The 20360-nt window shown below is 64.8% G+C and carries 17 protein-coding genes and 1 pseudogene; 8 read left to right on the top strand and 10 right to left on the bottom strand.

Annotated elements, in window-relative coordinates; genetic code table 11:
- The first annotated feature begins 50 nt into the window (after window positions 1–50).
- The 7 genes from KG722_RS14175 (at window position 51) to KG722_RS14145 (ending at window position 6050) form a co-directional block, all read left to right on the top strand.
- Complete coding sequence (locus tag KG722_RS14175) at window positions 51–341, top strand: hypothetical protein (protein WP_213272633.1); 291 nt, start codon at window positions 51–53, stop codon at window positions 339–341.
- A 169-nt stretch (window positions 342–510) separates the two neighbouring features.
- Window positions 511–861: a DUF6614 family protein gene (locus KG722_RS14170; protein ID WP_213272631.1), complete on the top strand. Its 351-nt coding sequence runs from the start codon at window positions 511–513 to the stop codon at window positions 859–861.
- Between the two features lie 237 nt (window positions 862–1098).
- Window positions 1099–2241, top strand: coding sequence for a quinolinate synthase NadA (gene nadA / locus KG722_RS14165; RefSeq protein WP_213272629.1), 1143 nt, complete (start codon window positions 1099–1101; stop codon window positions 2239–2241).
- A gap of 68 nt (window positions 2242–2309) precedes the next feature.
- Window positions 2310–2777 carry a hypothetical protein gene (locus KG722_RS14160; protein ID WP_213272627.1) on the top strand — a complete coding sequence of 156 codons (468 nt, stop codon included), beginning with the start codon at window positions 2310–2312 and terminating at the stop codon, window positions 2775–2777.
- Between the two features lie 13 nt (window positions 2778–2790).
- A complete protein-coding gene (locus KG722_RS14155) occupies window positions 2791–4329 on the top strand; it encodes an L-aspartate oxidase (protein WP_366910254.1) in 1539 nt (512 codons plus the stop codon).
- Window positions 4326–5183, top strand: a complete 858-nt coding sequence (gene nadC / locus KG722_RS14150) for a carboxylating nicotinate-nucleotide diphosphorylase (RefSeq protein WP_213272624.1) — start codon at window positions 4326–4328, stop codon at window positions 5181–5183. Before KG722_RS14155 ends, nadC begins: the two co-directional genes overlap by 4 nt.
- Before the next feature lie 57 nt (window positions 5184–5240).
- Window positions 5241–6050: an SDR family oxidoreductase gene (locus tag KG722_RS14145; protein WP_213272622.1), complete on the top strand. Its 810-nt coding sequence runs from the start codon at window positions 5241–5243 to the stop codon at window positions 6048–6050.
- Window positions 6051–6137: 87 nt separating this feature from the next.
- On the opposite strand, the gene KG722_RS14140 is transcribed toward KG722_RS14145, so the two are convergent.
- From KG722_RS14140 to KG722_RS14110, 7 genes and pseudogenes are all read right to left on the bottom strand, one after another.
- Entirely contained in the window at window positions 6138–7283 is a 1146-nt protein-coding gene (locus KG722_RS14140) for a cell wall hydrolase (RefSeq protein WP_300998527.1), read from the bottom strand.
- 451 nt (window positions 7284–7734) lie between these two features.
- Window positions 7735–10452: a pyruvate, phosphate dikinase gene (ppdK, locus tag KG722_RS14135; protein ID WP_213272618.1), complete on the bottom strand. Its 2718-nt coding sequence runs from the start codon at window positions 10450–10452 to the stop codon at window positions 7735–7737.
- Between the two features lie 151 nt (window positions 10453–10603).
- Window positions 10604–12827: pseudogene (gene glyS, locus KG722_RS14130) on the bottom strand (glycine--tRNA ligase subunit beta).
- 8 nt (window positions 12828–12835) lie between these two features.
- Complete coding sequence (locus KG722_RS14125) at window positions 12836–13732, bottom strand: glycine--tRNA ligase subunit alpha (RefSeq protein WP_213272616.1); 897 nt, start codon at window positions 13730–13732, stop codon at window positions 12836–12838.
- A 259-nt stretch (window positions 13733–13991) separates the two neighbouring features.
- Window positions 13992–14735, bottom strand: coding sequence for a methyltransferase (locus KG722_RS14120; protein ID WP_213272614.1), 744 nt, complete (start codon window positions 14733–14735; stop codon window positions 13992–13994).
- Window positions 14732–14938, bottom strand: a complete 207-nt coding sequence (locus KG722_RS14115; protein WP_213272612.1) for a DUF2007 domain-containing protein — start codon at window positions 14936–14938, stop codon at window positions 14732–14734. The genes KG722_RS14120 and KG722_RS14115 overlap by 4 nt, the downstream gene beginning before the upstream one ends.
- The gene (locus KG722_RS14110) at window positions 14938–15426 is read right to left on the bottom strand and encodes a hypothetical protein (protein ID WP_213272610.1); all 489 of its coding nucleotides are present in this window, start codon (window positions 15424–15426) and stop codon (window positions 14938–14940) included. The genes KG722_RS14115 and KG722_RS14110 overlap by 1 nt, the downstream gene beginning before the upstream one ends.
- A gap of 170 nt (window positions 15427–15596) precedes the next feature.
- Here KG722_RS14110 and KG722_RS14105 point away from each other — a divergent pair, with 170 nt between their 5' ends.
- Window positions 15597–16610, top strand: a complete 1014-nt coding sequence (locus KG722_RS14105; RefSeq protein WP_213272608.1) for a polyprenyl synthetase family protein — start codon at window positions 15597–15599, stop codon at window positions 16608–16610.
- Between the two features lies 1 nt (window position 16611).
- Here the strand turns inward: KG722_RS14105 and KG722_RS14100 are convergent, their stop codons facing one another.
- Genes KG722_RS14100 through KG722_RS14090 form a run of 3 tightly spaced genes read right to left on the bottom strand, consistent with a single transcriptional unit; the run spans window position 16612 to window position 20331 of the window.
- Window positions 16612–17676, bottom strand: coding sequence for a hypothetical protein (locus KG722_RS14100; RefSeq protein WP_213272607.1), 1065 nt, complete (start codon window positions 17674–17676; stop codon window positions 16612–16614).
- Entirely contained in the window at window positions 17673–18572 is a 900-nt protein-coding gene (locus KG722_RS14095) for a 4-(cytidine 5'-diphospho)-2-C-methyl-D-erythritol kinase (protein WP_213272605.1), read from the bottom strand. Before KG722_RS14095 ends, KG722_RS14100 begins: the two co-directional genes overlap by 4 nt.
- Window positions 18573–18585: 13 nt before the next feature.
- A complete protein-coding gene (locus KG722_RS14090) occupies window positions 18586–20331 on the bottom strand; it encodes a tetratricopeptide repeat protein (RefSeq protein ID WP_213272603.1) in 1746 nt (581 codons plus the stop codon).
- Between the last annotated feature and the right edge of the window lie 29 nt (window positions 20332–20360).

The raw sequence follows: 20360 nt of genomic DNA, 5'->3' as shown, positions 1-20360 counted from the left end.
TGCCTCGCGGGAAGCGAAGGATCCAGGGCCTGCTGACACGGCGGAACTTGATGACGGCAGGAGCCGGAGGGCTGGCCGTCCTGGCCGGAGGCTGCGCCTCGACCGGAGACCCGGCGCGCGGCCAGGCCCTCGCATCGGATGTCCGACTTCTGCGCCGCGCCTATACCCTGCTGCATCCAGGGCTCTATCGCTATAATTCCGGGCGGGAGGTGGACCTGCCCCTGATCGCCACCTTTCCGCTGGAGCCAGGGCCCGGCGCCGGCATCGAACCTGAAATCGAGGCTGCGAGCATTGCTGCAGGCACCGACCCGGCGATGGCGGTGGCATTGTCCCAGGTTTGAAGCCCCACCGCGTCAGTCAGGGGCAGAAACTGGGGCTGGCGTGCCTGGGGCAGGCAGTGCATGCCGGCTTCCTCAAAGTCTCGTGTTGAACTGAAAGCTCGCTGGTAAGGCTTGTTAAACATCCGTGTGCGTAAAGTGCGGCCAGTTAAAAACGTATAGGAACAAGCCAATGAACCTCTACCATTGCATGGTTGAGCTCAAAGATCCTGATCGTTCTCTGGCATTTGCGGCCGCTGTGGATGCGTGGCTCGGACTGTTGGAGAAGCAGCGCCTCATTCGCAGCTGGCGGATGCTGCGGCGCAAGTTCGGACTGGCCTCCGGCGCGCACACCGATTTCCTGATCGAAATCGAGATTGATGGCATGGGCGCGCTTGAGGACACGTTCAGCAGCCTGGCAAAGATGGATGAAGACAGCACACGGCTTTATGAGCGGATGCACGCGATGATTGCGTCCATGCAGATCGGACTTTACCGGCCCTATCCCGATCCGGCGCAGCGCGAACGCATCGCCCTGCTCTGACAGAAGGCGACACGGCGCAGTTTCAATAAAGGCAGGATTTAGGCAGCGGCCTTGCCTTGGAGCGGTCTCTGCGCTAGATACCCTTTTGCTCAGACTGCGTAAAAGGTTCACGCCTCCGTCGCGAAAGAGCCCTGAAAGCCAGAGCGTTTTGAGGATGCCCCTTGAAACGCTTCTTTTCAGGCCCAACTTATACTCAAACCGAGCAAAAGTTACTCGGTTGGTTGAAGGAGGTTCTCCATGGCACGTCTTATCGATGCCGGTCCCGGCTGCCCTACCCCCACCCCGTTGCGCGGCAAATCCGGCGCAGCTGCGCGGGGCCTGGTCTATGACGACGCCGTGAAGGCGGAGACCGATCCGCTGTATCGGCTGGTAGAGGATTTCGTGACGCCGATGGAATGGCCCGCGATTGCCCCGCTTGTGGCCGGCATCAACCGGCTGAAGCGCGAGAAGAATGCGGTGATCCTGGCGCACAATTACATGACGCCGGACATTTTCAGCCTGGTGGGTGATTTCCGCGGTGACAGTCTTCAGCTGGCGCGGGAAGCCTCGAAAGTGGACGCGAAGGTGATCGTGCAGGCGGGCGTGCATTTCATGGCAGAGACCTCGAAGATCCTCGCGCCGGACAAGACCGTGCTGATCCCGTCGCTGGAGGCAGGCTGCTCGCTGGCAAGCTCGATCAACGGCGCTGATGTGCGCCTGATCAAGGAGAAGTTCCCGGACTATCCGATCGTGACCTATGTCAACTGCACAGCCGAGGTGAAGGCCGAATGCCACATTACCTGCACGAGCTCCAACGCCGCGCAGGTGGTGGAAGCCATCGCCAGGGAATGGGGCTCGGACACCGTGATCCTGGTGCCGGACCAGTACCTTGCGAAGAATGTGGCGGCGCAGACAAATATCCGCATCCTGACCTGGCCGGGCGCCTGCGAGGTGCACGAACAGTTCACGGCTGAAGACGTGGCGCAGCTGCGCGAGGCCCATCCGGGTGTCGTGATCCTGGCGCACCCTGAATGCCCGCCTGAAGTGCTGGAAGTGGCCGACTATGCCGGCTCGACGGCGGCGCTCGCGAATTATGTGTCGGAGAAACGCCCCGGCAAGGTGGTGCTGCTGACCGAATGTTCGATGAGCGACAATGTGGCGGCGGTGAACCCGGGCGTGAATTTCATCCGGCCGTGTAATCTTTGCCCGCACATGAAGCGCATCACACTGGAAAACATCTATGACTGCCTTGTGAAAGGCCAGCATGAGGTGACAATTCCCGAAGACGTGCGACTGCGCGCGAAACAGGCGCTGGACGCCATGCTGGCCCTGCCGAAAATGGAGCGGCCGCTGGATTTCGTGACCGGTCTCAAGCCGATGGAACTGGAACTGGTCAACTAGTGCGCAAACCGGCTTGCCAGAGGAGGCGGGCCGCAGTGAAGTCAACAGGCGTGTTCAGGAGGGTGACCTTGCGGATATTCGGTGGACGCACTTTGGCGGCGCTGGCGCTTGCCTGGACGATCGCGGGCCCGGCGCTGGCCAATTCCGGCAAGGACAAGGACCCGTCCGATGTGCTGGGCAGCTGGAGCTTCCAGACGAGCCCCTATCGCAGCGGACAATGCGTGATGAGCGGCACAATGCGCCTCTCCCCGCACCCTGACGAAGGCCGGTATGGATGCGAGCTGACCGCGGTGGAGATGTGTTCCATGTGGGGCCGCTCGGTCGTGCGCCAGTCCTGCGAGGCCCGCCGTTTTGGCGATCAGGTGTCGATCCGCTCCACCATCGAGGAGATGCTGGAGTCCAAGCTCGAGGGCCTGGTCTATGTGCCGGATAATTTCACGCTGACGATCCAGTCCCAGGAACGCATGTTCGGGGCCCTCGTCTCTGCTGTCACAGCGCCGGTGGAGTTCCGCCGCGCGAATGACGGCATTTCCTGATCGGACCAAGACCATGCTTGCAGGCACAGATGACCGCCTCACGGCCGGCGCGGGGGCGGCAACCGATGTCTTGATCGTCGGCGCGGGCCTTGCCGGCCTGTTCCTGGCGCTGAAACTGGCGCCCCGGCCTTGTGTCGTGGTGTCGCCTGCCCCGCTTGGGCAGGCGTCTTCCTCAGCCTGGGCGCAGGGCGGGCTCGCTGCCGCGCTGCACCCGCTGGACAGCCCGGCCCAGCATGCCGCCGATACGGTAGCGGCGGGCGCGGGGCTGGTGGACCCGGTGATTGCGCGGCTGATTGCCGAAGAGGGGCCCGCGCGCGTGCGCGACCTGGTCGCCCTGGGCGTGCCGTTTGACCGCACGCCCGATGGCCAGCTTGCCCTGTCTCTCGAAGCGGCCCACTCGCATCCGCGCGTGGCGCGGGTTTCAGGCGACCTTGCAGGCAAGGCAATCATGGACGCGCTGGTGGCGGCGGTTGCCTGCGCCCCGCATATCGAACTGATCGAAGGGGCGCGGGCCGAAGCGCTTCTTCAGGATACGAACGGACGGGTGGCCGGGGTTGTACTTCGCGGAAATACCGGGCGGCCGTTTGTCAAAACGGCGCGGGAGACGGTACTGTGCACCGGCGGCTCCGGCGGGCTTTTCCGCGTGACGACCAATCCGAAGGAAGCCCAGGGCGAAGCCATCGCGATGGCGCATGTCGCCGGCGCGGTGCTGTCCGACCTCGAGTTCGTGCAGTTTCATCCGACCGGGATCGACATTGGCCGCGACCCTGCCCCTCTGGCAACCGAGGCTCTGCGCGGAGAAGGCGCAACGCTGCACAATTCCGGCGGTCGCGCCTTCATGGCAGACTATCATCCGCTGGCAGAGCTTGCCCCGCGCGATGAAGTGGCGCGCGCCATCCATGCTGAGCGAGCTGCCGGGCGCGGCGCGTTTCTCGACTGCATCAAGGCGGTGGGCGAAGAATTCCCGCACCACTTCCCGACCGTTTTTGGTGCCTGTATGAGCGCCAACATAGACCCGCGCAAGGACATGATCCCGGTCGCCCCGGCCGCGCATTACCATATGGGCGGGATCGTTTCCGACCTCTGGGGCCGCGCAACTCTGGACGGGCTATCCGTCTGCGGAGAATGTACTTCCACCGGCGCACATGGGGCCAACCGGCTGGCGTCGAACTCGCTTCTGGAAGCCGTTGTCTTTGCCGAGCGGATTGCCCGGCGCCTGCGCGACGCTGACCTCAAAGAAGCGGGCGTGAGCAAGGCGGCGGCGACGCGGCCACTGACGGGCGCGGACATGCTGGAACTGCGCGAAGCGATGTCGCGTCATTGCGGCGTGGTGCGCGAGGCCGGCGGGCTGACCGAGCTGTTGAGTTTGATCGAGCGGCTGGAGGCGGCCCATCCCGGCGCGCCGCAGCTGACAGCCGCCCGCCTGATTGCCAGCGGCGCGCTCGCCCGAACTGAAAGCCGCGGCGGACATTTCCGGTCTGATTTTCCTGACACCGGCGCGCCCGAGCGCCAGTTCCTCTTCCACACGAACCGCGAGGCGCTTGTCGTATGACGATCCATATTCCTCCGCTCTCCCCGATCATCCTTGATCCGATTGTCCGCCTGGCGCTGACCGAGGATCTCGGCCGGGCCGGCGACCTGACGAGCGATGCAACTATTCCGCCGGAGACGCAGCTTTCGGTGGTGATTGCCGCGCGCAAGCCCGGCGTGATTGCCGGTCTGGATGTGGCGGCCTACTCAGCTCAGCTGGTTGATCCGGCACTGAAGCTGGAGATCGGGAAGCCTGATGGCAGCGCACTGTCGCCGGGAGATGTCGTGGCGCGTCTGTCGGGGTCTGCGCGGTCAATCCTGACGGCAGAGCGCACGATGCTGAACTTCCTCGGGCGCCTGTCGGGCGTGGCCAGCCTGACGCGGCAATATGTGGACGCGGTGGCGCACACGAAGACGCGTATCGTCTGCACACGGAAAACGACGCCCGGCCACCGGGCGCTGGAGAAGCGCGCCGTGCGGTGTGGCGGGGGCACGTCTCATCGCTATGGCCTGGATGACGCGATCCTGATCAAGGACAATCACATTGCGGCCTGTGGCGGCTCCATTGCGACAACCCTGGAACGCGCCAAGGCCTATGCCGGGCACCTTCGGATGATCGAGATAGAGGTCGATACGCTGGCCCAGCTTGAAGAAGCGCTGAAATATGGTCCGCATGCGATCCTTCTGGACAATATGAGCCTCGATCAGCTGCGCGAGGCGGTGGCGATAACGGCGGGCCGCGTACCGCTGGAAGCCTCGGGCGGCGTGACGCTGGGTTCCGTTGCGGCAATCGCGCAGACGGGGGTGGACTTCATATCTTCGGGCGCGCTGACCCATTCTGCGCCCAATCTTGACCTTGGCCTCGATGTGGTCTGACAGTCTCTGCCAGACACGCTGACACGGGATCAGTGACAGATACTGGCGGAGAACAACATGGCAGGCGCAAACGGCCGCAAGGCGATTTTCATCACGGGCGCAGCCTCAGGCATCGGCGCAGAAACGGCGCGGCATTTTGCACGCAAGGGCTGGTTCTGCGGGCTTTACGACGTCAACGAGATGGGCCTCAGATCCGTGGCGGCCGAGATCGGCGCGGAGAATTGCCATCTGGCAAAACTGGACGTGACCAAGCGGGCCGACTGGGCCGCCGCGATGGACGGCTTCAGCGCCGGGACAGGCGGCAAGATGCACGTCCTCTTCAACAATGCCGGCATCGGGCGCCATGGCTGGTTTGAAGAGATCCCGGCCGAAGAAGCCGATCTCATCATCGACATCAATGTGAAGGGTGTCGTGAACGGGGTCTATGCCGCCCTGCCCCTGCTGAAGCAGACGCCCGGCGCACGGATCGTGAATACGGCCTCGTCCGCCGGAATAGTCGGGGCCCCGCAGCTCTCGGTCTATTCGGCGTCGAAATGGGCCGTGCGGGGGCTGACCGAGGCCCTCGACGCGGAGTTCCGGGACCTGGGCATTCGGGTGACCACGCTGATGCCCTGGTTTGTAGACACGCCGATCCTGGAGATGGGCAAGACCGCCGGGGCGAACGAGAAGATGTCTGACCAGATGAAGGCCAACGGCGCGAAAGTTTATCCCGTGTCGATGGCGGCGGAGAAGGTCTGGGACGCCGTACATGGCGAGGACATCTATTACATGGTGGGCGCTGAGGCCGACCGGGCGCGCTTCATGACGCGCTGGCTGCCGGGCGTGGTGCGCAAGGCCATCCGCAAGAACGTGCCGGCGCGGGACTAGAGGCGCCCCTTTCCGATCTTTCTGAAACGAAAAGGCCGCTGATGGGTTTCATCAGCGGCCTTTGATCTTGTATCGCTCCGGCAGTCTTCAGTTGGCAGCGGCGCGTGCGGCTTCGAGCTGGCGGGCGAGGTAGTCGTCCAGGACGACCGGTGCCGGGACAGCTTCGGCGGGCTCCACTTGCGGCGCAATTTCCAGGACGGGAGCGGCCTCGGGGCCGGCCTTCTTCACCGTCTGGACCGACATCAGGCGCGGCGCAGGGGCCGAAACCGTGCGTGTGGAGGTGGTGACGCCGGCCGGGGCAACAGCCGGCGTAATGGTGTAATAGCCGTCATCGGCGGCGGTAGAGGCGTCAGCGAACAGCAGGCCTTCGTCCAGGGCGGCCATGTCGGCTTCCTTGGTGGCGTCGAGCTCAGCGAGGCGCAGCTCGGTCTGGCGCTTGCGGGCCTCGAAATTGCGTTCCACGCTCGCCCATTCGGCGCCGCGCGGGAAGCGATAGAAGATGTGCAGGCCGACCTGGCTTGTCTTGATCAGGCCCGAATTCCAGACCGGATCGACATAGGTGGCGTGATAATGGGTGGCCCCGCCGGTGCGGTCCTCATTGAGGTCCATCAACACATGCGCGGCGATACGCTGGGCACGAGCCCAGGCTTCACCCGCCGGCTTGTTGCGGTCCATCGACCCGTCGCAGGTGAAGGTAAACTGGCAGCCGGTGGTGCGGGTTGCGCCCTGGAAGACGACGTCGCAGACACTGTCAGGATAGCGATGGTCGCGGACGCGGTTGGCGATGACTTCGGCCACGGCGAGCTGGCCGTTGAGGGGCTCCCAGGCAGATTCGTAATAGACCGCCTGCGCCATGCACATCAGCTCGGCATCGATGGTCTCGGCGCGCTGGATCTGCTCGGGGCGGAAAGAAGCAAGGGAGGCAAGCGCGGCGCCATCACGGTCGCGCATGGCATAGCGGCTCATCGAGGAGTCGATGTCGCGCTTGAGGGTGTATTCGACAGTGCGCAGCCAGGGCGAGTCCATCAGGGACGGCGTGTGGCTGGCGGTGCGCACAGCGAGGCCGCCATCTTCATAGAGGGCAAGACGCTCGGCTTCGGCGCGGAATTCAGCATCAGCGCGCAGGCCCGCCTGCTGCTGGGAGATTGCGGGAAAAGAGACAGACGCCGTAACCGCCACAACGGCAACCATGCCGCCGCGAATGAAGACATCGCGCTGTTCCTGGTCGGTCATTCCAAGCCACCACCGTGTGAGCTTTTCACGTAGCCCATTAACCCGGAAGACTGTCGCCCGGCCTGGTTTAAGAAAGCTTAACATCACCGCTCCTCATTATCTCCGGCCGGCAGTTATTGCTCTGCCTGATGCCCCGGAGTGTCCGAGATTTATAAGTTTCTGACGGCCGAAAGTGTCCGGCCAGACCCCGCAGGGACCGGAAGGACTTGGCCCACCCGAACCCATCTAGCAATATTTCAGCCAGATTCCTGAGTGACAATTCAGCAAGGCTCGCAACCCGCCCGAATCGGCAGGTTCTCGCAACACGCGAGCAGTCCGGTTCAATTCTCTGAAAAATATAAGAAAAACGGGGCCCGTTACGGCCCCGCTCCAGAGATTTTAAATGTCAAGTTGTTGCACAAATGCAACGTTCAAGCGCCTCGAGATTTGGCAGGGAAAACCCCTGAAACCCCTACTTTCCGGCCCTTCGGATGGCGGCCTGTGCCGCTGCGAGACGGGCAATCGGCACCCGGTAAGGCGAGCAGGAAACATAATCGAGACCGGCGCGGTGGCAGAATTCCACAGACGCGGGGTCGCCGCCATGCTCGCCGCAGATGCCGAGTTTGATCCCGGGCCGGGTTTTGCGTCCGCGCTCGGCCGCAATCTTAACAAGTTCGCCCACGCCTTCCTGGTCAAGGGTTACGAACGGGTCCTTTTCGTAGATGCCCTTTTCCGAATAGGCGGGCAGGAATTTGCCGGCGTCATCGCGGGAGATACCCAGCGTTGTCTGGGTGAGGTCGTTGGTGCCGAAGGAGAAGAATTCAGCCGCTTCCGCGATCGCCCCGGCCGCGAGGGCCGCACGCGGCAGCTCGATCATCGTGCCGACCATATAGTCGATGGTGATGCCGGTTTCGGCGAAGACCTTCTTGGCGGTCTCGTCGACGAGCTTCTTGAGGATTTCCAGCTCGCGATGGGTGGCGACCAGCGGGATCATCACTTCGGGGACGGGTCGGAACGTGCCCTCTTTCGAGACGTTCACGGCGGCCTCGAAGATGGCGCGGGCCTGCATCTCGTAGATTTCAGGATAGGTGATGCCGAGGCGGCAGCCGCGATGGCCGAGCATCGGGTTGGACTCGTGCAGATCAGCCGCGCGGCGGCGAAGTTCCTCGGCGCTGAGGCCGGAGGCCTTGGCAACGCCGGCGATATCTTCATCCGTATGTGGCAGGAACTCGTGCAGCGGCGGATCGAGGAGGCGGATGGTGGCCGGGCGCTCGCCCAGGATGCGGAAGATCTCTTCAAAATCCGAGCGCTGCATCGGCAGCAGCTTGGCGAGGGACTCACGGCGGCCGGCTTCGTCATTGGAGAGGATCATCGTGCGCACAGCCGGGATACGCTCTTCGTCGAAGAACATGTGCTCGGTGCGGCAGAGGCCGACCCCTTCGGCGCCGAACTCGACGGCGGTGCGTGTATCCAGCGGGGTTTCGGCGTTTGCGCGGACCTTGAGCTTGCGGCGCTTGTCGGCCCAGCCCATCAGTTCGCCGAAATCGCCGGAGAGATCAGGATTGATCAGCTCGACGGCGCCCGCGATGACGCGGCCGTTCACGCCGTCAACGGTGATCATCTCGCCCTTCTTGAAAGTGCGGCCGCGGGCGGTGAATTCGCCCTTGGCAATGTCGATGCGAAGGTCAGACGCGCCGCAGACGCAGGGACGGCCCATACCGCGCGCAACAACGGCCGCGTGGCTGGTCATGCCGCCACGGGCGGTGACGATGGCGCGGGCGGCGTGCATGCCCTTGATGTCATCCGGGCTCGTCTCGACACGGACGAGGATCACGTCCTCCCCTTTTGCGGAGAGAGTGAAGGCTTCTTCGGAATCGAACACGACCTTGCCGACGGCGGCGCCGGGGCTGGCGGGCAAGCCCTTGAAGGCAACGTCATAGGCGGGCTTGCCGGCTTTCTTGTTCTCATCATCGCTGGGGATGCGCGGATGCAGAAGCTGGTCGAGCGCGGCCGGATCAATGCGCATCAGCGCTTCATCTTCCGTGATCAGACCTTCTCGCACCATGTCTACGGCGATCTTCACCGCGGCTGCGGCGGTGCGTTTGCCATTGCGGGTCTGCAGCATGTAGAGCGTGCCGTCTTCGACGGTGAACTCGATGTCCTGCATGTCCTTGTAGTGACGCTCCAGCGTGTTGGCGACGTCGACCAGCTGTTTGTAAACCGGCGGCATGGCCTCTTCGAGCGGGGCGTCAGAAGAGCCGAGCGTGTTGGCGCGCTCACGCGAGATCGGCGCGGGCGTGCGGATGCCGGCGACGACGTCTTCGCCCTGGGCGTTGATCAGGTATTCGCCATAGAAGATCGCCGACCCGTTCGACGGGTCGCGCGTGAAGGCAACGCCGGTGGCGGAGGTGTCGCCGAGATTGCCGAACACCATGGACTGGACGTTGACGGCCGTGCCCCAGCTTTCGGGAATGTCGTTGAGCTTGCGATAGATGATCGCGCGGTCCGACATCCAGGAATTGAAGACCGCGGAGATGGCGCCCCAGAGCTGTTCGCGCGGGTCTTCCGGGAAGGGGCGGCCGAGCTCTTTCTGCACGGCGTCCTTGTAGCGGACGATGACCTGTTGCCAGTTGTCGGCCGAGAGGTCCGTGTCGAGGTCGAGACCTTCGCGCTCCTTATAGTCGTCGAGGATGTGCTCGAACTCGTCATGGCCCATGCCGAGGACGACGTTGGAATACATCTGGATGAAGCGGCGGTAGCTGTCATAGGCGAAGCGGTCGCCTGCCTTGCCGGCGAGGCCAGCGGCGACTTCTTCGTTGAGGCCGAGATTGAGCACGGTATCCATCATGCCCGGCATTGAGGCGCGCGCGCCCGAGCGGACCGAGACGAGCAGCGGGTTGGCAGGGTCGCCGAAGCCCTTGCCGGTCTTGGCTTCAAGGTCTGCCAGCGCGGCTGCGACCTGGGCCTCCAGCGCGGCGGGATAGGCGCGGGCATTTTCATAATAGGCGACGCAGACGGCGGTCGAGATCGTGAAGCCGGGCGGGACAGGCAAACCGAGCTTTGCCATTTCGGCAAGGTTTGCGCCCTTGCCGCCGAGCAGGTTGCGCATCGAGGCGTCGCCATCCGAGGTTCCGCCTCCGAAGGCGTAAACCCATGTTTCGTCAGCGGTTTTTACTGCGGCGTTGCCCATACGAAGCGTTCCCCGTGTTCAACTTTGATATTCCGGCGGCCAATCCTGGGCGCCAGCTTGCAAGTCCTATGCTGCAACCGCGAGGCAATTGCCAGTCATGCAAACGTCATGGGGCGCCCTGACGCAAGGTGACAAGGTTGCCGCTGCGCGCTCAGCCCTCGATTTTCGAGAAATCGGCGACCTTGTGGAGCGCGCCGCGCACTGCCAGCAGCAGGGCAAGCCGGTTTTCGCGCACTTTAGCGTCCGAATCATTGACCATGACGCCCTCGAAGAAGGCATCGACCGGCGCGCGCAGGCCGGAGAGGACGCTCATGGCGCCGGCAAAGTCTTCCGCCGCCAGCGGCGCTTCAAGCTTTGCCTCGGCCGCTTCCAGCGCGTTCCAGAGCGCCTGTTCTTCCCTTGGCCCCTTCCCGATCAGGACGGGGTCCACTTTGAGCCCTTCAGGCAGCGCGCCCTTTTTCTCTTCGGCCTTCAGGATGTTGGCGGCGCGGCGATAACCGGCGAGGAGCGTCGCCCCGTCCTCGGTGGCGAGGAAGGCAGCGAGGGCCTCGACGCGCTTGACGATCAGAACGAGGTCACACCGTTCTGGCATGGCCAGACAGGCGTCAATCTGGTCGTGACGCAGACCTTCCTCCCGGAGATGGACTTTGAGACGCTCATGAAGGAAATCCAGCAAGCTGTCGCTGACAGAGGGATCGTGCCGGGTAACGCTGTCGGCCCATACCGGAGCGCGCCCTTCCACAGCGCCGAGAGCCGATCGGGCCTCCTGGCTGAATACTCCATGGCGCATGATCGCGCTTGCCAGAGCGGTCATGTCGGGGGTTGTCCAGTCTGTGGACAGTGTTCGTGTCTGGTGTTTGAGAACCTGCGCATCGTTGAACCGGTCGAGACTGAACCGAAGGTCATGGTCCAGGATTAAGCGCACAACACCCAGCGCTGCGCGGCGCAGCGCAAACGGGTCTTTCGAGCCTGTCGGTTTTTCATTGATCGACCAGAAACCGGTTAGCGTATCGAGCTTGTCGGCAAGCGCGACCGCGATGGAGACCGGATCGGCGGGGACGGAGTCGCTCGGGCCTTGCGGTTTGTAATGGTCGCGGATGGCGTCGGCGACGCTTGCGTCTTCGCCGGCGGCGAGCGCGTAATAGCGGCCCATGACGCCCTGAAGCTCAGGGAACTCACCGACCATTTCAGACACAAGATCCGCCTTGGCGAGGCGCGCGGCGCGTTCGGCAAGATCAGGGTCTGCGCCGACTTTCGGGGCAAGTTCGCGGGCCAGCGCGGCGACGCGTTCGACCTTGTCGCCGAGGCTGCCAAGTTCTTCCTTGAAGGCGATGGTTTTCAGTTTCCCGCCCATGACTTCCAGCGCCGTTGCCTTGTCCTTCTCCCAGAAGAAGCGGGCGTCTGACAGGCGGGCCGACAGCACGCGGGCATTGCCTTCGGCGATCTTCTTGCCGCCATCACTGGCGGTGATGTTGGCAACGACGATGAAGTTTGGCGCGAGCTTGCCGGTCTTTGCGTCATTGGCCGCAAAGTATTTCTGGTGCGTGCGCATGGACAGCGTGATGACTTCGGGCGGCAGGTCGAGGAAATCCGGGTCCATCTGCCCAAGGACGACCACGGGATGCTCGGCAAGGCCGACCACCTCTTCGAGGAGGCCCTTATCTTCGATCCATTGCAGACCGGCGCTGCGCGCAGACCTGTTCGATGCCTTCGAGGATGGCGGCGCGGCGATCATCGCGGGAGAGGACGACATACCCCTTCCCTTCGAGCTGGGATTTGTAATCCGCCCAGCCAGTGACCGTGTAGGGACCACGGCCATGGACGCGGTGGCCTTCGGTTTCGTTGCCGCTGGTGATGCCGCCCACTTCGAAAGGGCACAACCGCGCCATCGAGCACGCAGACGATGCGCTGCAGCGGGCGCACCCAGCGCAGTTCTCCGGTCGCCCCAGCGCATGGATTTGGGCCAGTGGAAATCGCGGATGATCGCGGGCACCGCCTGCGCGATCACGTCTTTCGCGTCGCGGCCCGGCACCGTGGAATAGGCCACGTAGAAGTCGCCCTTCTTGGGATCGGAGACGACGGAGGCTTCGCTGATATCGCTCAAGCCTGCCCCGCGCAGGAAGCCCGCGATGGCCTGCTCCGGCGCGCCAACCTTGGGGCCCTTCTTCTCTTCGCGCACATCGGCCGAGCGCGCGTCGAGCCCTTCGACCACGGCAGTGAGGCGGCGCGGGCCGGAGACGGCAAAGGCGGTCTTCCAGGCTGAGACCCGCCTCTTTCAGCTTGCCCGTAAGGGCCGCCAGAAGGTCAGCCTCCGCCTTTGCCTGCATGCGCGCGGGGATTTCTTCGGAGAAGAGTTCGATCAGGAGGTCGGACATGGGGTCTCTCAGCTCCGCGCTTCTTCTTGCTCAGCCCACTGAGCAGCGGCGCCGCGGGCGAGGTCTCGCACGCGGGCGATATAGGCCTGGCGCTCTGTCGGGCTGATGGCGCCGCGGGCGTCGATCAGGTTGAAGGTGTGGGAGGCTTTCAGGGCGTAGTCATAGGCGGGCAGCGGTTTGCCGGCTTCGCGCAGGGCGACTGACTGGCTTTCGCAATCGGCAAACCAGCGCTTGAGCATCTCGACATCTGAGTGCTCGAAGTTGAACGCGCTCTGCTGGCGCTCGTTCTCGAGGAACACGTCGCCATAAGTGAGCGGGACGGCCGAGTCCGGGTCGTTGAAGGGCAGATCGTAGACGTTGTCGACGCCGAAGACGTACATGGCGAGGCGTTCGAGGCCGTAGGTCAGCTCGCCGGAGACCGGGAACACGTCGAGGCCGCCGACCTGCTGGAAATAGGTGTATTGGGACACTTCCATCCCGTCGCACCAGACTTCCCAGCCGAGGCCCCAGGCGCCGACGGTCGGGTTTTCCCAGTCGTCTTCCACGAAGCGGATGTCATGCACGGCGGGGTCGATGCCGATGCGGTAGAGGCTTTCAAGGTAGAGGTCCTGAAGATTGGCCGGGTTTGGCTTCAGGATGACCTGATACTGGTAGTAATGGCCAAGCCGGTTGGGATTTTCGCCATAGCGGCCATCCTTGGGGCGGCGGCTGGGCTGGACATAAGCCGCGCGCCAGTTCTTCGGCCCGAGGGCGCGCAGGACGGTGGCCGGGTGGAGCGTGCCGGCGCCGACTTCCATGTCATAGGGCTGAAGGATCGCGCAGCCTTGCGCGCCCCAATAGGCCTGGAGCGTCAGGATGAGATCCTGGAAGGATTTGGGCCTTGAATGGGCTTTTGCGGCAGACATGGATGATCCCGGCTTTGGTGCGATCTCGCACCTAGCGCTGCCCGGGCGGGTTCGCAACCGGGCGGACGCCTACCACCAGCCTTTCTTCTTGCCGGGGTTGTTGTGATCGCGTGTGCCGAAGGCGCCGAAGATGGCGATGAACAGGCCAAAGGCGAGGCTGGCGAGGAAAAGCAGTGTGAACATGGGAGGGTCTCCCGGCGCCGGAATGGCACTTCATTGAGTTTGGGGCTTTTCCGGCAAGGTTCAAGGGAAATCGGCTCTACCAGACGAGGGGGATACCCTCGACGATGGCCTGCGCGGCGGGGGTGCGGGCGCTGCCATCTTCGGTGTGGGTGATGAGGGGTGGCAGGAGGGTGAGCGGGCCGCGCCTGAGGCCCTTGCGGGCGCGCACCAGTACGCGGCGGGCGGGCTCTGCGGCCTTGGAGGCGATGGGGAGCACGGTGATCTCGCCGGCCTGACGGTCGAGCTGGGCGAGCAGCCGGGCGAGCTCGGCAGCGCGGTGGACAAGGATGACGGTCGCGCGGGGCTTTGCGGCGTGGAGCATGGCCTTGATCCAGCCCTCCAGAGAGAGCGTCTCGATATAGGCCGACGCCTTGCCCTCGCCTGGGTCGGAGATCTTGCCGGGTTCGAAGTAGGGTGGGTTGGCGAAGACGAGGTCGAAACGGTTTTCGTGGGGCTTAACCCATTCTGACGCTTCGGTATTTTCGATGGTCACGCGCGTGCCAAAGCCGTTCAGTTGCGTGCCGGTCTCGGCCATTCTGGTGACACTTTGGTCCAATTCGAGCCCTGTGAAGGACACGCCCGGCAGCCGGAAGGCGGCCGGCAGGAGGGCCCCGCCACACCCGCATCCGAGCTCCAGCGCCTCGCCCTTGTCGAGCACCGGAAGGGCAGCGGCGAGCAGGAGGGAATCAAACCCCGTGCGAAAACCGCGCGCGGGCTGAACGAGCCGGACGCGGCCCTGATAGACAGTGTCTTCGGTTGTCTCCGGCAGGTCCCCAGTCACCCCGGCTCGACCCCGGAGAGGACAAGACGGGCATTGGCGAGGTCGGCCTCGCGCACCATAAGCCGGCGCGGAAAGGCGCCGATATTGCCTTCGACGGCGGAGATGTGCTGGTCGGCGACGAAATACTCGATGCCCGCCTCGGAGAGGAGGTGCTGGGCGTAGGAGAGCTTCACCAGGTCATTGGTGCGCAGGACCAGTTCCATTACGAGATCTGGCCGCGCAGGTTCATGTCGACCGAGCGGGCATCATAGACGGCAGACTTGTCGGGCTTGGGACCCGCGCCGGTGACGATTTCCAGAACGGCGGTTGTCTTGCCGCTGGCGCCGCCTCCGCCGAGCGGGATGCCGAAGCCGACGCCCACGCCAACGCTTGAGGAGCGGCCATAGGAGCCCGAGCCTCCGCCGATGCTGATGGACGAGCCGCCACCCCTGCCCTGTTCGGTGTCTGCGTATTCGGAGGTCACCTCGAACCAGTCTTTGCCCTCCATGAGGGTGATTTCGGCGGCGCGAAGCAGGGCCATGTTGCGGGCCTTGCCGGCATCCGCGTCGGTAAAGGCGACCCTGTGGCGTCCGGCCTCGATCTGCTGGGAGGAGTAGCCCATTGCGCCCTCTTTGGCGGCAGGGCCGTAGGCCGGAGAGCTGGCGCAGGCAGCGAGCGTCAGGGACCCGAGGGCGATGAGGAGATGTTTCATGGCTTCCATACCGATCTAAACGCACATACTAATCCGGTGGTTGCACGCTATCCTATTGCCGGTGCGGCGCCAATGCGCTCAAAAGCGTGCGGCCCGGTGCCACGTCGAGCTTTCCTCTGTAATTGCGTAATTTTACGTATAATTAACCCGTTCCCCCGGAGTGCCCCGTTTTGACCCTCGCCCCCAAACCGAAGAGCAAGGCGCAGCTCTCCTCGATCACGGAGCGGATGCAGGCGCTTGTGGCCGGCGATCTGGCGGCGGTCGAGCGCTTGCTGGCGGAGCGCGCGGCGAGCCCGGTGGCCGTCATTCCCGACCTTTCCGGTTATATCGTCTCTGCAGGCGGCAAGCGGCTGCGCCCCATGATCACGCTGATCGCGGCCCATGCTGTGGGCAAGGCGAACGCAGCGACCCATGCGCTGGCCGCTGCCGTAGAGTTCATCCATACCGCCACGCTGCTGCATGACGATGTTGTGGACGAGAGCGACCTGCGCCGGGGCAAACCCGCGGCCAAGGCGATCTGGGGCAACAAGGCCTCGATCCTGGTGGGCGACTTCCTGTTTGCGCGGGCCTTCAACCTGCTGGTCGAAGCCAACAGCCTCGAAATCCTCAACCGGCTGGCCACGGCCTCCACTGTTATCGCCGAAGGCGAAGTACGCCAGCTGGCGGCGATGGCGGCGCGTGACCTGCCAACCGAAGAATATCTCGCCATCGTGGAAGCCAAGACCGGGGCGCTTTTTGAAGCGGCCGCCGAAACGGGCGCCATGTCGGCCGGGAGCCTGGAACATGCCGGGACGCTGGCGACCTATGGCAAGAATCTGGGCCTCGCCTTCCAGATCATCGATGACGCGCTGGACTATGGCGGGACGACATCAGTCATCGGCAAATCCGTCGGCGATGATTTCCGCGAAGGCAAGATCACCCTGCCGGTGATCATTGCTCGGCGGCGCGGCTCCGACGAGGACCGGGCGTTCTGGGACCGGGCGCTGAACCCGCAGACGCAGCAAGATTCAGACCTTGCCCATGCCGTGCACCTGATCCGCGCTACCGGCGCGGCCGAGGCGACCGTGCAGGAGGCCGAGGCCTATGCGGCGCTGGCCAAGGGCGCGCTGCGCACCCTGCCCGCTTCGCCCTATCGCGACGCGCTGGAAGACCTCGCCGATTTCTGCGTGAGCCGGGCTTACTGAACTATATGCCGTCTGCGGCAAGGCGCCGGCCGAGCGTGACGCGCTGGGATATCCAGAGCGCTGAACCGGTTACCAGCAACACGGCAAAGAGACAGAAGGCCGGGCCTGCGCCCAGACGCGCGCCGGTGATGGCGGCAAGCGCGGCGACGAGGCAAAAGACCCACCAGAGCGCAGCGACTTTCAGATGGCTCCAGCCTGCCCGCAGGAAGAGCTGGTAGGCATGATCGCGGTGGGCCTGCATCAGCGGGCGGCGCAGGCGGGCGCGCCAGCCAAGCGTGAGGAAGACATCAATCAGGAAGGGCAGCGCCAGAATGGCCGGGACCCAGACTGAGTAGATGGCGCCGACGGCAAGCCCGGCCCCGCCGATCAGCGCGCCGATGGCCAGCGAGCCGGTATCCCCTGCGTAAAGACGGCCGGTCAGGTTCCAGACGAGGAAGCCGATGAGCGCGGCGACGGCGGCCTGAAGCAGCAGGAACAGAATGCCCGGTGCGCCGCCCGGCGGCGGGGCGGCAAGGAAGGCCATTGCAGCCAGGAGAATGGCCGCGCTGCCGAGCGCAATGCCATTGGCGCCGTCGATGAAGTTGACCGCATTGCTCATGACGAACAGCCAGAAGGCGGCGCAGAGGATGGCAAAGAGAACCGGAAGCCCAAAGCCCTCCCCCGCCGCGCCGGGCAGCCAGAGATGGGTGACGTGCGGGCCATAGATGGCGGCGAGCACCGATGCGGCGGCAAGGACGAGAAGCTTGCGGCCGGCCGGCAGGTTGAGCCGGTCATCGGCAAAGCCGAGCCCCCCGGCAATCAGAACAAGGAGCATCGGCCCGGCAAGCGCGGACTGGGCCAGCATAGCGAGCGGATTGCCAAGACCGCCGGGCTGGATAAGCCCGGCGAGCAGGAACGCAGCGAGGAGCCCGGCGAGCACGCCGATGCCGCCCGCGCTGGGCACGGGGCGGATTTGCGTCTTGCGCCCGCCATCGGGCGCGTCTTTCGGGCCGAGCCGGATCATCAGCGCGCAGACGAGCAAGCTGACAAGCAGGGGCGCGGCGACCCAGACAAGAAGCAGCATCATTCGAGCACCGGACCGAGGCGCGTGGCGGCTGACCACCAATGCTTCCTGTCTGCGTCATTACCGAGGACGACCGTGGCGCGCTCGGCCGAGGCGAGGTCTTCAAACAGGGCAAAGCAGGTGGCGCCCGATCCGCTCATCCGCGCAAAGAGGACGCTGCGCTGGGCGCGCAGGAATTCCAGAACATCGGCGATTTCCGGCACCCTGGCGATGGCATGGGCCTCCAGGTCATTGCGCTGGGCAGCCAGCCAGGACGCCAGAGACTTCGCATCGGGAAAGGCGGGCAGCGGATCGATCTCGCGGAAGCCGGCGCCGCCTCCGGCCGCATCATGGGCGCGAAACACAGGGCCTGTGGGACAGGGAACACGCGGATTGATCAGCGCGGCCGAAAGGTGCGGGATGGCAGGCAGCGGCGTGACATGCTCACCCTCCCCTCGCATCAGCGCAGGCACACCGGCAAGGGCAACGGGCACGTCCCCGCCAAGACCGGGGGCTATGGCGGCGGCATGGGCTGGATCGATCTCCCAGAGTTCTGTCAGCAGGCGGAGGGCTGCGGCCGCGTCGGAAGACCCGCCGCCGATACCGGCGGCAACAGGGAGATGCTTGTCGAGTCTCAGGCGGGCGCCCTTGCGCGTGCCCGAAGCGGCCTGCAGCGCGCGGGCGGCCTTGAGGACGAGATTGTCTTCTCCCGCCCCGGCTTGGGCCGCCTGCGGGCCGGTCACCTGCAGGCAAAGCTCATCGGCAGGTTCAGCCCGCAAATGATCGGTGGCGCCGATGCCGCCGAACACGACGAGCGAGTCCAGATCGTGCCGGCCATTTTCCTTTGGCGGGCCGACATGCAGATACAGGTTCACCTTTGCAGGGGCGAAGCGGCCAAGGCTCTTTTCCGCTATGCTCATGGAGGGGCGTCTCTCAGGGCGTGCCGGACTGGACAGGCTGGGGCGCCGGCGCGGCATCGGCCTCGGGCGCATCGGGGCCGAGCTTGGAATGAAGCTTGGCCTTGATCCGTTCCCGGTCTTTTTCCGGCGGGTCGAGCGAGAGGGCGCGCTCCCACTGGAAACCGGCCTCGAGCCTGCGCCCGGCGCGCCAGTAGGCGTCTCCGAGATGGTCGTTGAGGACCGGATCGCCCGGCAGCAGCTCGACGGCGCGCTCGAGATAGTCGACGGCCTCTTCATACTGGCCGAGCTTGTAATGGGCCCAGCCGAGGCTGTCGATGATGTGACCGGAGAGCGGCTCGAGGACGACGGCGCGGCGGATGAGGTTGAAGCCCTCTTCGAGGTTTTCGCCCCGGTCGATCCAGGAGTAGCCTAGATAGTTGAGGACTGTTGCGCTTTCGGGGCGCAGCTGGAGGGCGCGCTTGAGGTCATCTTCGGCGGCTGGCCAGTTTCCCTGGCGCTCGCGCGCGGCGCCGCGGGAGAAGATCACGCGCCAGTCTTCGTTCTCTCCGTCTGCGGTGATCACCTCGCTGAGGACAGCTTCGCCATCAGCGAAGCGCTCGAGCGAGATGTAGAGGTCGGCCAGCTGGAGCATCAGGCCGCGGTCGGGCGTGCCGGCGAGGGCCTCTGCGGCAAGGCTCAGGGCTTCCTCACTCTTGCCCTGCGCGTTGAGGAGGCCGGCGAGCTGGCCCTGCGCATTGGCGTAGTAGGGCGAGCCCTTTGGCACCTGGCTGAGGATGGCGATGGCGTCGTCTGCGCGGTCTCCGTTTTCGAGCGCCTGGGCCCAGAGGGCGCGGGCGACGTGGAGGTCAGGGTCGAGCGCGAGGGCGAGAACGAAGTAGACCGAGGCGAGGTCGTCATTGGTCTGGTACATGAGCGCGGCGGCGGGCACATAAAGGGCAAGCGCGGCGCCCTGGCGGGTGGTGAGGCGGCGCGGCTTGATGCGGGCGCCTGACTCGATGCGGGCAGCGAGAGCGGCGAGGGCCGCGTTGGTGCCGACTTCGGCGCGGAACGCCTCGATGACCTCCAGCGCGCGGGCGCGGTCGCCGCGGGCGGCGAGAAGCTCGGCATGGGCCTCGACCCCGATGGCGAGGCGGGCGCCGGAGGACCAGACGCGCTCGAAAGTGGCAAGGGCGTCCTCCTCGGCGCCGCCCGACAGCTGGAGAAGCCCGAGCATGTAGAGGGACGGGCTGTCATAGCGCAGGTCGCCGGTGAGGCCCTGCTCGATATAGGGAATGGCAGCGTCGAGGCCATCTTGCCTGAGGGCGCGCCAGGCCGACATCGTATTGGCGATGTTGCGGTTGAAGGGCTGGAAGGGGGCGCCCTCCAGGTATGGCTGCGCCTGCCTCGGCTTGCCGCGCACGAGGGCGTCGGTGGCGAGGGTGAGGCGGACAAGGCTGGCGTCGCTTCCCGCCGTCATGGCGCGGCTGGAGAGACCTGTGGCGGCAGCATAGTCACCGGCCAGGAGGGCCGAGAAAACGGCGCGCTCGGCGATGGAGGCCTGCTCGGGCATGTCATCGATGATCGCGGCGTAGCGGCGGGAGGCGGTTTGAGGATCGTTCGTCAGCGAGGCGATGCGGGCGATCATGAAGTCCCGGTAGGCCATCGCTTCGGGCGGGCGGTCATCGGTAAAGTCATAGGCCGGGCCGCGCGGACCGGAGGTGGCGCAAGCAGCAAAGGTTAGGAGACCGGCGATAAGCAGCGGCGACAGGATAGGTTTCATGGGCCGGACACTTGCAGTATCCGCCGGAA

It is taken from the genome of Hyphomonas sp., assembly GCF_018402285.1.
Lineage (GTDB): Bacteria > Pseudomonadota > Alphaproteobacteria > Caulobacterales > Hyphomonadaceae > Hyphomonas.
This window is presented reverse-complemented; position numbering and strand designations above follow the sequence as displayed.

Excerpts from the sequence above, each read along its gene's own strand:
- KG722_RS14175 (WP_213272633.1), top strand. The coding sequence starts at position 51 with ATGACGGCAGGAGCCGGAGGGCTGGCCGTCCTGGCCGGAGGCTGCGCC.
- KG722_RS14170 (WP_213272631.1), top strand. The coding sequence starts at position 511 with ATGAACCTCTACCATTGCATGGTTGAGCTCAAAGATCCTGATCGTTCT.
- nadA (WP_213272629.1), top strand. The coding sequence starts at position 1,099 with ATGGCACGTCTTATCGATGCCGGTCCCGGCTGCCCTACCCCCACCCCG.
- KG722_RS14155 (WP_366910254.1), top strand. The coding sequence starts at position 2,791 with ATGCTTGCAGGCACAGATGACCGCCTCACGGCCGGCGCGGGGGCGGCA.
- nadC (WP_213272624.1), top strand. The coding sequence starts at position 4,326 with ATGACGATCCATATTCCTCCGCTCTCCCCGATCATCCTTGATCCGATT.
- KG722_RS14145 (WP_213272622.1), top strand. The coding sequence starts at position 5,241 with ATGGCAGGCGCAAACGGCCGCAAGGCGATTTTCATCACGGGCGCAGCC.
- KG722_RS14140 (WP_300998527.1), bottom strand. The coding sequence starts at position 7,283 with ATGACCGACCAGGAACAGCGCGATGTCTTCATTCGCGGCGGCATGGTT.
- ppdK (WP_213272618.1), bottom strand. The coding sequence starts at position 10,452 with ATGGGCAACGCCGCAGTAAAAACCGCTGACGAAACATGGGTTTACGCC.
- KG722_RS14125 (WP_213272616.1), bottom strand. The coding sequence starts at position 13,732 with ATGTCTGCCGCAAAAGCCCATTCAAGGCCCAAATCCTTCCAGGATCTC.
- KG722_RS14115 (WP_213272612.1), bottom strand. The coding sequence starts at position 14,938 with ATGGAACTGGTCCTGCGCACCAATGACCTGGTGAAGCTCTCCTACGCC.
- KG722_RS14110 (WP_213272610.1), bottom strand. The coding sequence starts at position 15,426 with ATGAAACATCTCCTCATCGCCCTCGGGTCCCTGACGCTCGCTGCCTGC.
- KG722_RS14100 (WP_213272607.1), bottom strand. The coding sequence starts at position 17,676 with ATGATGCTGCTTCTTGTCTGGGTCGCCGCGCCCCTGCTTGTCAGCTTG.
- KG722_RS14095 (WP_213272605.1), bottom strand. The coding sequence starts at position 18,572 with ATGAGCATAGCGGAAAAGAGCCTTGGCCGCTTCGCCCCTGCAAAGGTG.
- KG722_RS14090 (WP_213272603.1), bottom strand. The coding sequence starts at position 20,331 with ATGAAACCTATCCTGTCGCCGCTGCTTATCGCCGGTCTCCTAACCTTT.